This is a genomic window from Pantoea sp. GL120224-02 (genome assembly GCF_900215395.1).
Taxonomy (GTDB): domain Bacteria; phylum Pseudomonadota; class Gammaproteobacteria; order Enterobacterales; family Enterobacteriaceae; genus Pantoea; species Pantoea communis.
In genome coordinates, this window is sequence record NZ_OBEC01000001.1 from 597238 (window position 1) to 610906 (window position 13669).

12 protein-coding genes are annotated in these 13669 nt (G+C 54.3%); 5 read left to right on the forward strand and 7 right to left on the reverse strand.

The features are described 5' to 3' along the window. Position 1: 1 nt before the first annotated feature. The gene (locus tag CRO33_RS02720; RefSeq protein ID WP_034828717.1) at positions 2–802 is read right to left on the reverse strand and encodes a PTS mannose/fructose/sorbose transporter subunit IIC; all 801 of its coding nucleotides are present in this window, start codon (positions 800–802) and stop codon (positions 2–4) included. A 57-nt stretch (positions 803–859) separates the two neighbouring features. Then, on the reverse strand, positions 860–1825 hold the full coding sequence (gene manX, locus CRO33_RS02725; protein WP_097116879.1) for a PTS mannose transporter subunit IIAB: 966 nt from the start codon (positions 1823–1825) through the stop codon (positions 860–862). A gap of 511 nt (positions 1826–2336) precedes the next feature. Here manX and CRO33_RS02730 point away from each other — a divergent pair. Next, the gene (locus CRO33_RS02730; protein WP_034828721.1) at positions 2337–3902 is read left to right on the forward strand and encodes a TerC family protein; all 1566 of its coding nucleotides are present in this window, start codon (positions 2337–2339) and stop codon (positions 3900–3902) included. 249 nt (positions 3903–4151) lie between these two features. Here CRO33_RS02730 and CRO33_RS02735 read toward each other — a convergent pair whose 3' ends face one another. The 4 genes from CRO33_RS02735 to pabB all read right to left on the reverse strand — a co-directional run bounded on the left by CRO33_RS02735 (position 4152) and on the right by pabB (position 9418). After that, positions 4152–5714, reverse strand: a complete 1563-nt coding sequence (locus tag CRO33_RS02735; RefSeq protein ID WP_097116880.1) for an EAL domain-containing protein — start codon at positions 5712–5714, stop codon at positions 4152–4154. Between the two features lie 219 nt (positions 5715–5933). Beyond that, positions 5934–7298: an L-serine ammonia-lyase gene (locus CRO33_RS02740; protein ID WP_058962469.1), complete on the reverse strand. Its 1365-nt coding sequence runs from the start codon at positions 7296–7298 to the stop codon at positions 5934–5936. 191 nt (positions 7299–7489) lie between these two features. Further along, positions 7490–8059 (reverse strand): CoA pyrophosphatase, encoded by a 570-nt coding sequence (locus CRO33_RS02745; protein ID WP_097116881.1) that lies wholly within the window; start codon positions 8057–8059, stop codon positions 7490–7492. Then, positions 8060–9418 (reverse strand): aminodeoxychorismate synthase component 1, encoded by a 1359-nt coding sequence (gene pabB, locus CRO33_RS02750; protein ID WP_097117254.1) that lies wholly within the window; start codon positions 9416–9418, stop codon positions 8060–8062. It lies immediately after the preceding gene. Positions 9419–9528: 110 nt separating this feature from the next. On the opposite strand from pabB, the gene CRO33_RS02755 reads away from it, so the two are divergent. Beyond that, entirely contained in the window at positions 9529–9714 is a 186-nt protein-coding gene (locus CRO33_RS02755) for a YoaH family protein (RefSeq protein ID WP_034828730.1), read from the forward strand. A 12-nt stretch (positions 9715–9726) separates the two neighbouring features. Here CRO33_RS02755 and CRO33_RS02760 read toward each other — a convergent pair whose 3' ends face one another. Next, positions 9727–10071 carry a RidA family protein gene (locus tag CRO33_RS02760; protein ID WP_097116882.1) on the reverse strand — a complete coding sequence of 115 codons (345 nt, stop codon included), beginning with the start codon at positions 10069–10071 and terminating at the stop codon, positions 9727–9729. A gap of 123 nt (positions 10072–10194) precedes the next feature. On the opposite strand from CRO33_RS02760, the gene CRO33_RS02765 reads away from it, so the two are divergent. Genes CRO33_RS02765 through CRO33_RS02775 form a run of 3 tightly spaced genes read left to right on the forward strand, consistent with a single transcriptional unit; the run spans position 10195 to position 13512 of the window. Beyond that, complete coding sequence (locus CRO33_RS02765) at positions 10195–12105, forward strand: ATP-dependent DNA helicase (RefSeq protein ID WP_097116883.1); 1911 nt, start codon at positions 10195–10197, stop codon at positions 12103–12105. A gap of 52 nt (positions 12106–12157) precedes the next feature. Then, the gene (tsaB, locus tag CRO33_RS02770) at positions 12158–12856 is read left to right on the forward strand and encodes a tRNA (adenosine(37)-N6)-threonylcarbamoyltransferase complex dimerization subunit type 1 TsaB (RefSeq protein WP_097116884.1); all 699 of its coding nucleotides are present in this window, start codon (positions 12158–12160) and stop codon (positions 12854–12856) included. A 59-nt stretch (positions 12857–12915) separates the two neighbouring features. Further along, positions 12916–13512 (forward strand): Slp family lipoprotein, encoded by a 597-nt coding sequence (locus tag CRO33_RS02775; RefSeq protein WP_097116885.1) that lies wholly within the window; start codon positions 12916–12918, stop codon positions 13510–13512. Positions 13513–13669: the final 157 nt, after the last annotated feature.

Consider the following 13669-nt stretch of genomic DNA (forward strand, 5'->3'; position numbering starts at 1 on the left):
CCTAGTCGAGTTCGTTGTCGAGGTCATTGTGTGCAGGACCGGCAGCGGCCGCGCCTGCTGTACGGTTATATTTCGGCGCCAGCTGGATATACAGCACCGCCATGACCACACCAATCACGCCCAGAGCAACCAGGTTGAAGTTGGTGAAGGCCGCCGTCACAAAGCCCAGATAGAAGAACGGCATCAGGTAGCCTGCGCGCATCATGTTGATGACCATCGCGTAACCGACCACCACGATCATGCCACCGGCAATGTTCAGACCGTTGGTGACCACTTCTGGAATTGAACTCAGCAGTTCCTGTACCACGCTGGTACCGACTGAAATCGCCACAATCAGGGCTGGAATTGCAATACGCATCGCCTGCAATACCAGTGCGGAGACGTGGATCCAGCTGATGGCGCTCAGATTGCCTTTCTCGGCGGCCTTATCGGCAGCGTGCTGGAAGGCAACGGTGATGGTACGGACGATGATGGTCAGAACCTGGCCGGCTGCCGCCAGTGGAATCGCCAGTGCGATACCCGCACCAACACTTTGGCCACCTGCGATAACCAGAATGGTCGAAATGATGGAGGCCAGTGCCGCATCGGGTGCAACCGCCGCACCGATGTTCATCCAGCCCAGCGCGATCATTTCCAGGGTACCACCGATGATGATACCGGTTTTCATGTCACCCAGAACCGCACCAATCAAGGTACAGGCCACCAGTGGACGGTGGAACTGGAACTCATCAAGAATCGAACCCATCCCGGCAATACAAGCCACAATAAATATCAGGATGATTTGTAGCGTGGTTATTTCCATTGCTTTTCTCCTCAGCAAGGTCTCAAGTATTCGCCCGCCAGCGCAGGCAAAAGCGAACTACTGATTGACCTTGGCAATCAGGTCCATCATTTTCAGTCTTGGGTCGTTTGAAACTTTACGCACTTCCAACTCAATACCGCGTTCATTCAGTTTACGGAAGGCTTCAATGTCCTTCTGATCGACCGAAACTGCGTTGTTGACCTGGGTTTTACCCTGTTTGAATGCCATGCCGCCGATGTTGACCGACTTGATATCCACGCCTTGTTCAACAATCCGTTCCACATCGGAAGGATTGGTGAACAGCAGCATCACGCGGTCACGGCCATATTTCGGGTTGTTCCACACGCGGATCATCTTGGCAATATCCACCACGTGTGCGGTCACGCCAGGAGGGGCCACCTGCGTCAGCAGCGTTTTACGCACATGGTCATTAGCCACTTCATCACTGACGACGATGATGCGAGTCACGTTGGTCTCTTTGGTCCAGCGGGTTGCCACCTGCCCGTGAATTAAACGGTCATCGATGCGCGCCAGGCCGATCTTCATGTGCTCGCCTGGTGCCAAAGGCTTTTGCGGTTGCGCCGGGGCTTGTGCGGCAACGGGTGCTGCAGCTTCCGGGGTAGGGGTTTCGGTCTTGAGGGCTTTAACACCTTCGCGGCCGGCTTCCACGGCAATATGAATCAATTCCTCAAAGGATGGATTATCATCGCGCCCCATCAGGGTTTCCACCAGCATCGGGATGTTCACCCCGGCGATGACGTCATAATCCGGCTTATCCACCACAATGCGGCTGGCCGCGTTGAATGGACTGCCACCCCAGGTATCCACCAGGAACAGCACGCCTTTCGACGTGTCGAGTTCTGCCAGTCTCGCCTGATACTTTTCGATTAGCGTTTCTGCATTTTCGCCGGGCACGAAATCAATCCATCCGACATTTTCCTGCTCACCCAACAACATTTCTGCTGTTTTAAGCAGCTGTTCTGCCGCCCAGCCATGTGTACCAATTACAATAGCAATGGTCACTTGCTACCTCCGTTCGCATGAGAGATTCTCTGGCATTGCCGGGAATCATTGAGAATTACCGTTGTTGATTCAGGTGGATCGTTTGGGTCTAAGATGAAGAGTCGCATCAATAAATGTTCCGAAACTGTCCGCTGCACAGCAGTAAGGTCGCGATTTATTTTAGTGTGCGAAAAAATAATTTATGTGATGTTTGTCAGCTATTTCGAGCGTAACGCTGCAAAATTGCATTTGTGTTCGTTATTCCTGCGTTTGTGCAGTTGTTTGTAAATGTAATAAAATTTTTTGACGTTGTTGATGTAACTGATACATTAGCGTTCTGTTTAATATTCAGGAGTATCGGGCTTCAGCTCACCTATATGGACCGTCACCGACGTCGCTCAACATGTTCTCAGCGCTTTCTGGCGCACACTACAACGCTCCTCAGCGTGACCTCATTTGCTAACGATCTCTCGTCTCGCTTCACCGCGCAGGCTCAATCTCGTTCGCCCCTCTGTGCTGTAAGGAGTCATTGATGGAATTTCTCTTCGACCCCTCAATTTGGGCGGGTTTGCTAACGCTGATCGTGCTGGAGATCGTTCTCGGCATCGACAACCTGGTGTTCATCGCCATACTGGCGGACAAGCTGCCACCGAAACAGCGTGATAAAGCGCGTCTGATCGGTCTGTCACTCGCTCTCGTGATGCGATTGGGCCTGCTGTCGCTGATTTCCTGGATTGTGACATTGACACGACCCCTATTCAGCGTAGGCGATTTCAGTTTTTCCGGGCGAGATTTAATTCTGTTGTTCGGTGGTTTGTTCCTGTTATTCAAGGGAACCATGGAACTGCATGAGCGGTTGGAAAACCGCGGCATGGAACATCAGGGCAACAAAGGTTATGCCAGCTTCTGGGCCGTGGTGATCCAGATTGTGGTGCTGGACGCGGTATTCTCGCTTGATGCGGTGATTACCGCAGTGGGGATGGTCAACCATCTGCCGGTGATGATGACCGCCGTGGTGATCGCCATGGGTGTGATGCTGTTGGCTTCGAAGCCGTTGACCAACTTCGTCAATGCCCATCCGACGGTCGTGGTGCTATGCTTAAGCTTCCTGCTGATGATTGGTTTGTCATTGGTGGCGGAAGGCTTCGGTTTCCACATTCCGAAAGGCTATCTGTACGCCGCAATTGGCTTCTCGATTGTGATTGAGTTGTTCAACCAAATTGCGCGTCGTAACTTTATTCGCCATCAGGAACATCGGCCGATGCGAGAACGTACGGCTGAAGCGATCTTGCGCCTGATGGGCGGTCGCCAGCGTCATCAGCCGGTGACCACTGAAGAAGCTTCGCTGACGCAGGCGATGCCACAGGAAGCATTTAAAGACGAAGAGCGTTATATGATCAACGGCGTGTTGACGCTGTCACAGCGCTCCATTCGTAGCATCATGACGCCACGCGGCAATATCTCATGGGTTGATGCTGAACGTCCGGTGGATGAAATCCGTATTCAGCTCCTCGACACGCCGCACAGTTTGTTCCCGGTATGTCGCGGTGAGCTGGATGAGATCATCGGCGTGGTGCGTGCTAAAGAACTGCTGGTGGCGCTGGAGCATGGTATGGACGTGGCGACGTTTGCTGCTACCACTCCGGCGATAGTGGTGCCTGAAACGCTGGATCCGATCAACCTGCTGGGCGTACTGCGCCGCGCTAAAGGCAGCTTTGTCATCGTCACCAACGAATTTGGTGTGGTGCAAGGTTTGATTACCCCACTGGACGTGCTGGAAGCGATTGCCGGTGAGTTCCCGGATGAAGATGAAACGCCCGATATTATCGCGGATGGTGATGGCTGGTTAGTGAAGGGCGGTACCGATCTGCACTCACTGCAGCAGTTGCTCGACCACCATGAGCTGGTGGATCGGGAAGAAGATCATGCCTCGCTGGCGGGTCTGTTGATTGCCCAGAAAGGCCAACTGCCGCAGCCTGGTGAGATCATCGACCTGCCGCCGCTGCACTTCCAAATCATTGAGGCTACCGATTACCGTATCGACCTGGTGCGCGTAACCAAAGATAAGCCGCATGAAGATGAAGAGCATGAGGCGTAAGCGCTAAGTTAATTGTCATCGAAAAGGCCGATATCCACGATATCGGCCTTTTGTATTTCTGTGACCCGATCCGAATACAGCGCTATGCAGACCGCAAAAATGCCACATGAAGCCGGTAAAGGGGGATGAGGAGTAAAGCGTACGCCGCAGGGATGCGGCGTCCGAGGCTACAGGGATGTATTCACGCCGTCTTTACGGAACATCCCCCTTTACCGGCTGGAACGCACCACCAGGCACAGCCCCCCAACATCAGGCCCTCAAATGCGCCTGATGCTGCTCCAGCCACACAGGGAAATCTTCGATGGGCATTGGACGGGCGTAATAATAGCCCTGTAAATGATCCACGCCGCGCTCACGCAGATAGTGTGCCTGCTCCGCGGTTTCCACGCCCTCAGCCACTAACGCAATGTTCAAACGCTGCGCCAGCGAAATCACCATATCTGTCACCGTGGCGTTAATCGCGTCGGTGCCGATGGCCGCAGTGAAAATCTTGTCAATTTTTAGCACGTCCGGCTTCAGGTCTTTCAGGTAGGCGAGGGAACTGTGTCCGGTACCGAAATCGTCAATCGCCAGGCGCACGCCGATCTCATGCAACTGCGACACCACAGATTGATCAATCACCGGCAGCGCATCGCGCTCGGTCAACTCGACCACCAGCTTCGGCAGCGGGTTAGCGGGCCACCAGATACTTTGCAGATCCTCGACAATCGCACGATCGCGGAAATGGCTGGCGGCAACGTTAATCGCAATATGGAAAGAAGAACATTGCGGCAGGTTAGGCAACTCATCCACCACTTTGGCTAACACAAAGCGCGTCAGTGGTGCTATCAGGTTCTGACGCTCAGCTAGCGGGATAAACACATCCGGCGCAACCCAGCCTTGACGCGCATTGTGCCAGCGCAGCAACAACTCCATGCCATCGCACTCACCACTTTTGGCGTTAATCAGCGGCTGGCAATACACCATAAATTCATTCGCGGTAATGCCATAGCTGATTTGCCAGCTGAGGCTCATGCGGTTCGCGGTGGCTAACCAAACGATATAGCCCATCAGCAAACTCAGCAGCACCGCCAACGGTAGCTGTGAAGGAAGCGTATGCAACGCCAGACGCGCTGGAGAAGGGCCATACAAGGTAATGCTGTAGGGGTAACGCAGTGAAGCCTGATCGAAAGCCACTTCATCTTCCGATGGCACTGTCTCTTCAATCAGCGGATTGCCATATTCCAGACTCTGTCCGCCGACATTAAAAATGGCCCGTTCGACCCAGGGTAACTGTGGCTCTAGCAAATAATTCGTCATCAATTCCACATTGATAACCTGCAGCAGCCCATCGCGATTATCCAGCGATTTGGGTGTCCACAGCAGCAAGACCGGTGAGCCTTTCAGCAGATAATTATCGGTGGTCAGCATCATGCGCTGATTATTAATCGCCAACTCTGGATAGGTCTGGCTAAACGAAATATTGCGCGGGCCGTAAATACTGGAGCAGTAAATACTGTCATCCTGCACCAGCAGGATGGTGCGCACGGTCTGCAATGAAGAAATCTTTTCGATTAACGGATAGCGAACTTGTGCGCAAGGCACGCCAACCAGCCCAAGCGTGTTGTTGGCGGAGACATCCAGCGGGGAGAACATGCGGTCAAAGCGCTCAATGGCGCGACTGGCAAAATTCAGGGACTGCTGCTCAATACGCGATTTCTCTTCGATATAACGAAAAGTCAGCGTGAGAATCAGAACCAGCGCCGCGATCACCAACGCGATAAGCAAACGCTTACGGCGAAATTGACCGACAAATTGCTGGGGAATGAGCATCAGTAACCACCTTGCAAAACAAAAATTGAAGCCAAATTAACGTGTAGGTTATCGGCATTGAGGCGGCCAGGTTTAGCGCACCGCAGAGAAAAAAAGCGGCACTAAAAAACAGCGCGGCCACTAAGGGCCGCGCGCAAATTAATGTATCTGGTTTACTCACAGGGAGGTAGCGTGAGATGCAGAAAAAAATCTAATTGATTATTTTTTCAACACACCTGGTCAATCACATTGAACTTTGATCGCCAGGCCACCGCGTGAGGTTTCACGATATTTGGCATTCATGTCTTTACCAGTTTCGTACATAGTTTCGATCACCTTATCCAGTGAAACACGTGGTTCACTGGTACGGCGCAACGCCATGCGCGCAGCATTGATGGCTTTCACTGAGGCGATAGCATTACGTTCGATACACGGCACCTGCACCTGACCTGCCACCGGGTCACAGGTCAATCCCAGGTTATGTTCCATACCGATTTCAGCGGCGACACACACCTGCTCCGGGCTGGCGCCGAGCAACTCCGCCAGGCCAGCGGCAGCCATCGAACAGGCCACACCGACTTCGCCCTGACAGCCCACCTCAGCACCTGAAATCGAGGCATTCATTTTATACAACACGCCAATGGCACCCGAGGCCAGGAAGTAACGGATGAAGATGTCCGGCGTCACGGTCTCAATAAAGTGATCGTAATAGGCCAGCACCGCAGGGACGATACCGCAGGCGCCGTTGGTTGGCGCGGTGACCACACGTCCACCGGCGGCATTTTCTTCATTGACCGCCAGGGCAAACATGTTGACCCAATCAATCACGTTCATCGGGTCATTGGAGTGCTTGGAAGAAGAAACCAGTAAACGACGCAACGAGGCAGCGCGGCGCGGCACGCGCAGTGGACCCGGCAATACGCCTTCCGTATTTAAGCCGCGATCGATACAGGCCTGCATGGTTTGCCAGACGTTGCCGAAATAGGCATATATGTCTTCACGGCTGTGCAGCGCCAGCTCATTCTTCATCACCAAACCGGAAAGGGACAATCCACTTTCATGGCAGTGGCTCAACAACTCTTTGGCAGAGTTGAACGCATACGGCACCGAGACCTCATCCAGTACGGATTGGCCGAAATGCTCTTCATCAACGATAAATCCGCCGCCAATCGAGTAGTAGGTCTTGGTCAGGATCAGCAGATCGCCGGCAAAGGCGAAAACCGTCATGCCGTTTTCATGCAACGACAGATTTTCACTGCGGAACACCATGCCGCCTTCGCGTGGGAAGTCGACTTCACGTGCACCGTTCGCCAGCAGCAGGCGCTCGCGCTGCTCGACGTCTTTAATAAAAGCGGGAATGCTATCGATATCCACGGTGGCGGGCTCAAAGCCGGCCAGCCCCATAATGATGGCGATATCGGTATGGTGACCTTTACCTGTGAGCGACAGCGAGCCATAGACGTCGACGGCAATGCGCGTCACGTCTTGCAACTTGCCCTGTTCGGCCAGCAGATCAACAAACTGCTTGCCCGCTTTCATCGGACCTACGGTATGTGAACTGGATGGGCCAATGCCCACTTTGAACATGTCAAAAACACTAATCACCGGTGACACTCCTCACAAATCTTATTCTGTACGGCTGAGGCCGTTTATGCGGCTAATAGTAATCGTCCGCGTGACTCAGCGAGCAGCTTTTCGCATGAAATAAACTAATTATAAGCCACAGAAATAGTTATCCCATTCTGCGGTTGTGAAGTGGATCGAGTTTATGGCGGAAGTAACACGCAGTGCGGAACTCAGGGGAGGGCGATTTGCTGACTTAATGCGCGAATAATCCCGGCGGTCATGCCCCAGATAAAATAATCCTCATACCACGACAACCACACCTGATGCTGACGATGACCACGGCGCAAGCTGAGACCACTGTAGCGACTGAGACGCAGGGCTTCTGCCAGCGGCATCGCGAAGGTGCTTTCCACTTCGTCAGGATTAATATTGAGAGGCAGGTCCGCTGGAATAATGCCGACCACCGGCGTGACGGCAAAACCGGTGCTGCTGGTCACGGGCGGTAACACACCCACGACGCTAACCTGAGCGGGGTGAATGCCGACTTCTTCTTCGGCCTCACGCAGTGCAGTGTGGATCAGCGAATCATCCGTTGCATCCTGCATGCCGCCGGGGAACGCGACCTGGCCCGCGTGTTTCCGCAGGTGTGATGAGCGACGCGTCAGCAGTAAACCCGGTTCAGCACCGTCGATCACCGGTACCAACACGGCCGCTCGCCGCCCGCTGATAACGCTTTTGGGCGCACTCACAGGGGGTTGCATGACAAAGCGGTTCAGGAACTGGTCGAGCGTCAGGCTCATTTAAACCTCGCCGCTCAGGCTGGGCAAGATACGATTGACCTTGTGGAAGGTCTCCTGATATTCCAGCTCCACATCGCTATCCGCCACCAGGCCGCCGCCCGCCGCACAATAGAGATGCTGGTTTTCAGCGATTAATGTGCGAATGGTGATGCTGGTGTCCATACGACCACACAGGCTGATATATCCGATACTGCCGCACCAGGCATTGCGGCGCTGCGGTTCCAGTTCCTCAATAATCTCCATCGCGCGAATTTTTGGTGCACCGGTAATGGAGCCGCCGGGGAAACAGGCGCGCAGGAGATCGGTTGCGCCGAGATGTTGAGGTAGTCGCGCTCGTACTGTGCTCACCAGATGATGCACCGCCGGGAAAGGTTCCACCACAAACAACTCAGGGACGCTAACGCTGCCGGGTTCAGCCACGCGGCCAATGTCATTGCGCAGCAAATCGACAATCATCAGGTTCTCGGCGCGATCTTTTTCCGCATGGCCCAGTTTCTCAGCCTGCAAGCGATCGGCTTCTGGATCGGCTAAGCGTGGCAGGGTGCCTTTGATCGGACGGGTTTCAATCTCCTTTTGCTGTAACGAGAGAAAGCGTTCCGGTGACAGGCTAAGAATGACGCTCTTAGGCAAGCGGATAAATGCACTGAAGGGCGCGCGGTTGGCGCGGTTGAGTCGTAAAAAGGCCAGCCACTCGTCGCCGTGATAGCGAGCCTGAAAGCGTTGTGCCAGGTTCACCTGATAGCAATCACCGGCCTGAATGTAATGTTGAACCTGTGCAAAACGCGCGGCATATTCATCAAAACTGAGGTTTGACTGCCAGTCGCTGGTTAGCGCAAAAGCTTTAGGCTGCGGAATCGCTTGTGCCTGCAACCACTGCCAGCGTTGCCCGGCATCGGTGAGTGAAATCAGGGTGAGTTTTCGCTGATGATGATCCGCGATCAAAGCCCAATCGTAAATGCCGACTGCCATATCCGGCGTTGTCAGATCCTGCTCAGCGCGCTGCGGTAAGATTTCAAAGCGGCGTCCCAGATCATAACCAAACAGACCCAGCGCGCCGCCCTGGAAAGGCAAATCGGCGTTAAACAACGGCGTCGCGCCAAGGGTTTCGCACTGTTGCTGCACCAGGTGCAGTGGATCATCGGCGGAGAGGATCACCTTGCCGTCGCAGTCGATTTCCGTCATCTCACCGCGCGTGGTGAGCGTGACACGCGGATCGGCGGTTAAAATGTCAAAACGATTATCGGCGTGGTCGGCATGGCCAGAGGTGAGCAACATCGCCCAGGGACGATGAGCAAGCGCAGAAAAACGGTGCAACAGCGCATCCGGCGTATACTTCAGGTTAAGGGTTTTTACGATCATCGGGCTAATTAATCCAACAAGCAGGCGCGTAGCCTGGCACATTTTTTTGTCGCTGGCACCTGTTTGTTCCTCATGGAATAATGCGTCCCCTTTTGCACCAGGAGCAAATAATGTTTACAGGTCTTCCGGCTTTATCTCATGAACAGCAGCAGCAAGCTGTGGAACGTATCCAGGAATTGATGGCGGGTGGCATGGCGAGTGGTCAGGCGATTGCGCAAGTGGCACACGAGATCCGTCAGAGCTATCAGGGTGAATCGATTCGGGCGATGTTCGAAGACGACGAAGAAGACGAATAACGCCCGAAAGGGTTACAGTGCGGCGATGATTTTGATTTCCACTTTGTACTTCGGATTCATCAACTCGGCTTGCACGGTGCAACGCACTGGCGCGTTGTCAGGTGAAACCCACGCATCCCATGCACGGTTCATGGCCGGAAAGTCAGCTTTATCGACCAGGAAAATTGTGGCATCAAGAATCTTACTTTTGTCTGATCCGACTCGGGTCAGAATCGCGTCAATCACCGCCAGCGCGTTGGCGGTTTGCGCTTCGGCATCGTCATCCAGATTTTCTGGCACGCTGGTGTAATAGACGGTCTGGTTATGCACAACGGCTTCTGACATGCGGGGTGCGGGATCAATACGCGTAATGGTCATGGTGTTCTCCTGTAATTTCGCTGCGCTAGCCTGCCATATCCAGTAGGGCGCTGTCATCTGTTGTGGTCGCCTCAGGGGAATCCTGACATAATTACAGTGTTTTTGACCAATCGGTGAGGATGTGTGGCAGACGATTTTGCAGCAGATGGCGCGCTGGCGCAGGCTATTCCAGGTTTCAAACCGCGTGCCGCGCAGCGTGAAATGGCGCAAGCGGTCATGGAAACGGTGAAGAAGGGCGGTGAGCTGGTGGTCGAAGCCGGCACCGGTACCGGTAAAACCTATGCCTATCTGGCACCCGCATTGCGTGCGAAAAAAAAGGTCATTATCTCGACCGGATCCAAAGCCTTACAGGATCAGCTGTATAACCGCGATTTGCCCACCATCGCTCGTGCCCTGAAGTTCAGCGGTAAAACTGCCCTGCTGAAGGGGCGTTCCAACTATTTATGCCTCGAACGTCTGGAGCAGCAGAATCAAACCGGTGGCGATCTCACCGTGCAGGCGCTCGGGGATTTAATTAATGTGCGCAGCTGGTCAAATCAAACTTCGGATGGCGATGTCAGCAGCTGTTCCGACGTGGCCGAAGACAGTCCGATCTGGCCCTTTGTCACCAGCACTAACGATAACTGCCTTGGCAGCGATTGCCCGCTCTACAAAGATTGCTTTGTGGTGAAAGCGCGTAAAAAAGCCATGGATGCCGATGTGGTGGTGGTGAACCACCATCTGTTCCTTGCCGATCTTGTCGTGAAAGAGGGCGGATTTGGCGAGCTGATTCCTGAGGCTGATGTGATGATCTTCGATGAAGCGCATCAGCTACCCGATATCGCCAGTCAGTACTTTGGTCAGCAGCTTTCGAGCCGCCAACTGCAGGACCTCGCCAAAGACATCATTATTGCCTATCGCACTGAGGTGCGCGACGTGCAGCAGCTACAGAAATCAGCCGACCGTCTGGCACAGTGCGCGCAGGATTTCCGTTTAACGCTCGGCGAGCCGGGTTTTCGCGGCAATCTGCGTGACCTGCTAAGCGACAACAACATCATGCGCATGTTGACCCTGCTGGATGATGCGCTGGAGCTTTGCTACGACGTGATTAAATTGTCGCTGGGGCGCTCGGCGTTGCTGGATGCGGCGTTTGAGCGCGCCGCGTTATATCGCACTCGCCTTAAACGTCTGCGCGCCATTGATGAACCCGGCTTTAGCTACTGGTATGAATGCACCAGCCGCCACTTTACGCTGGCGTTAACCCCGCTATCGGTCGCCGAACGTTTTCGTGAAGTGATGGATAACCGTAAAGCGGCGTGGGTATTCACCTCCGCCACGCTGGCGGTGAATGAGCAGATGAGCCACTTCTCCAGCCGATTGGGCGTCGACAAAGCCACCACCATGATTCTCGACAGTCCTTTCGATTACACCCAGCAGGCGCTGTTATGTGTGCCTCGCAATATGCCGGAACCCAATCAACCCGGCGGTGCCCGTAAGCTGGCACAGATGATGAAACCGCTGATCGATGCCAATAAAGGACGCTGCTTCTTCCTCTGTACTTCGCACAAGATGATGCGCGAACTGGCCGCCGAATTTCGTGCCTCGATGACTTTGCCGGTGTTGTTACAAGGAGAAACCAGTAAAGGCCAGCTGCTGAAGCAGTTCCTTGAGGCCGGTAACGCCTTACTGGTAGCGACCAGCAGTTTCTGGGAAGGCGTTGATGTGCGAGGTGATGCGCTGTCATTGGTGATTATCGATAAGCTGCCGTTTACCTCGCCGGAAGATCCGTTGCTGAAAGCGCGCATGGAAGATTGTCGCCTGCGCGGTGGCGATCCCTTCAATGATGTGCAACTGCCGGATGCGGTGATCACCCTGAAGCAGGGTGTCGGCCGTTTGATTCGTGATACTGACGATCGTGGCGTGCTGGTGATTTGTGATCAGCGTCTGGTGTCGCGTCCGTATGGCGGATTGTTCCTCAACAGTCTGCCACCTACGCCGCGTACCCGCGATTTGCAGCGCGCCATCGCTTTCGTCCGCCAGCCAGAGAAGCACTAATTTGTGCCAGGCTGTGTTAAGATGCGCGCCATTTTGACTTTCAGAGGTTGTTATGTCCGCCCGAATTTTAGCTCTGGACACGGCGACAGAAGCCTGTTCTGCCGCGCTGCTCAATCAGCAGCAGATCGATGCCCGCTTTGAAATCGCCCCGCGCGATCACACCCAACGCATCTTACCGCTGGTACAAGAGCTGTTGCAGTTGCAGCAGTTGGATCTGACCGCGCTTGACGTGCTGGCGTTTGGCCGTGGGCCAGGCAGTTTTACTGGCGTGCGCATTGGCATTGGTATTGCGCAAGGGCTGGCGTTGGGTGCGAACTTGCCGATGATCGGCGTCTCTTCTCTCGCGACTATGGCTCAGGGCGCATGGCGCTTAACCGGCGCTCAACGCGTGCTGGCTGCCATCGACGCGCGCATGGGCGAAGTTTACTGGGCCGAATATCAGCGTGATGCTAACGGTGAATGGCAAGGTGCGGACTCGGAAGCCGTTTTGAAACCCGAAGATGTGCAGGCGCGCATCGGCCAGCTAAGCGGCGAGTGGGCAACGGTCGGCACCGGCTGGGCGGCTTATCCGCATCTGTTAAGCTCGACGGGCGCAACCTTAGTGACCACAGAAGTGACACTGCCAGCAGCGGAGGATATGCTGCCGCTGGCATTGAGTGCCTGGCAGCGTGGTGAGTCGGTGGCGGTGGAGAATGCCGAGCCGGTTTACCTGCGTAATGAAGTGGCATGGAAAAAGTTGCCGGGTCGTTAAGCGCCACGCAACTATTCCGTAAGCGCCCAGTCTAACTGAGAAATAACAGGAGAAGTGCTATGCCAATAAGTCGTAAAGGGATGTCTGGCGCTCTGTTTGCCTGCGCGCTGTTGCTCAGCGGCTGCGTTTCGGTGCCAGATTCCATTAAAGGGAGTTCTCAACTTCCACAGCAAGATTTATTACGCGTGATGAATGCGCCGCAGCTGTATGTCGGCCAGGAGTCACGTTTTGGCGGTAAAGTGGTGAAAGTCACCAATCTGACGGGCGTGACGCGCCTGGAGATCGCCACCCAACCGCTGGATGACAGTGCGCGGCCGCGTTTAGGTTCCGCATCGGTTGGGCGTATTTTCGCCGACATTCGCGGTTTTGTTGATCCGGTGGATCTGAACAATCAGTACGTTACGGTACTGGGGAATATCAAAGGCACCGAAAAAGGTGAAATTGGTAAAGCCAGCTACAACTTTGTGGTGGTGGATGTCCGTGGCTATCAGCGCTGGCATCTGACACAGCAGGTGATGACGCCTCCGCAGCCGATCGATCCGTGGATTTGGTATGGGCCAACGCGTCGTCATCCGGGTTACTGGGGGCCTAATCCTTATTGGGGAATGAACATGAATACCGGTCCCGCGCAGGTGGAAACTATCCTGACCGAATAATTCATCTTCATTATTTGACGGCCCGGTCGCGGTGCTCGCGACCGGGCTTTTTTATTGGGCGCGCAACCGATGCGCGAAATTTAGTGATGCGCTTCGCAACCTGAAAATGCCGAAACAGGCAAACTGGTACAATCAGTTAAAATATTGTTAACAACAC

What these genes read in the sequence shown, in the direction of transcription:
- CRO33_RS02720 (WP_034828717.1), bottom strand. Translation starts at nt 802, where the DNA reads ATGGAAATAACCACGCTACAAATCATCCTGATATTTATTGTGGCTTGT.
- CRO33_RS02730 (WP_034828721.1), top strand. Translation starts at nt 2,337, where the DNA reads ATGGAATTTCTCTTCGACCCCTCAATTTGGGCGGGTTTGCTAACGCTG.
- CRO33_RS02735 (WP_097116880.1), bottom strand. Translation starts at nt 5,714, where the DNA reads ATGCTCATTCCCCAGCAATTTGTCGGTCAATTTCGCCGTAAGCGTTTG.
- CRO33_RS02745 (WP_097116881.1), bottom strand. Translation starts at nt 8,059, where the DNA reads ATGAGCCTGACGCTCGACCAGTTCCTGAACCGCTTTGTCATGCAACCC.
- pabB (WP_097117254.1), bottom strand. Translation starts at nt 9,418, where the DNA reads ATGATCGTAAAAACCCTTAACCTGAAGTATACGCCGGATGCGCTGTTG.
- CRO33_RS02755 (WP_034828730.1), top strand. Translation starts at nt 9,529, where the DNA reads ATGTTTACAGGTCTTCCGGCTTTATCTCATGAACAGCAGCAGCAAGCT.
- CRO33_RS02760 (WP_097116882.1), bottom strand. Translation starts at nt 10,071, where the DNA reads ATGACCATTACGCGTATTGATCCCGCACCCCGCATGTCAGAAGCCGTT.
- tsaB (WP_097116884.1), top strand. Translation starts at nt 12,158, where the DNA reads ATGTCCGCCCGAATTTTAGCTCTGGACACGGCGACAGAAGCCTGTTCT.
- CRO33_RS02775 (WP_097116885.1), top strand. Translation starts at nt 12,916, where the DNA reads ATGCCAATAAGTCGTAAAGGGATGTCTGGCGCTCTGTTTGCCTGCGCG.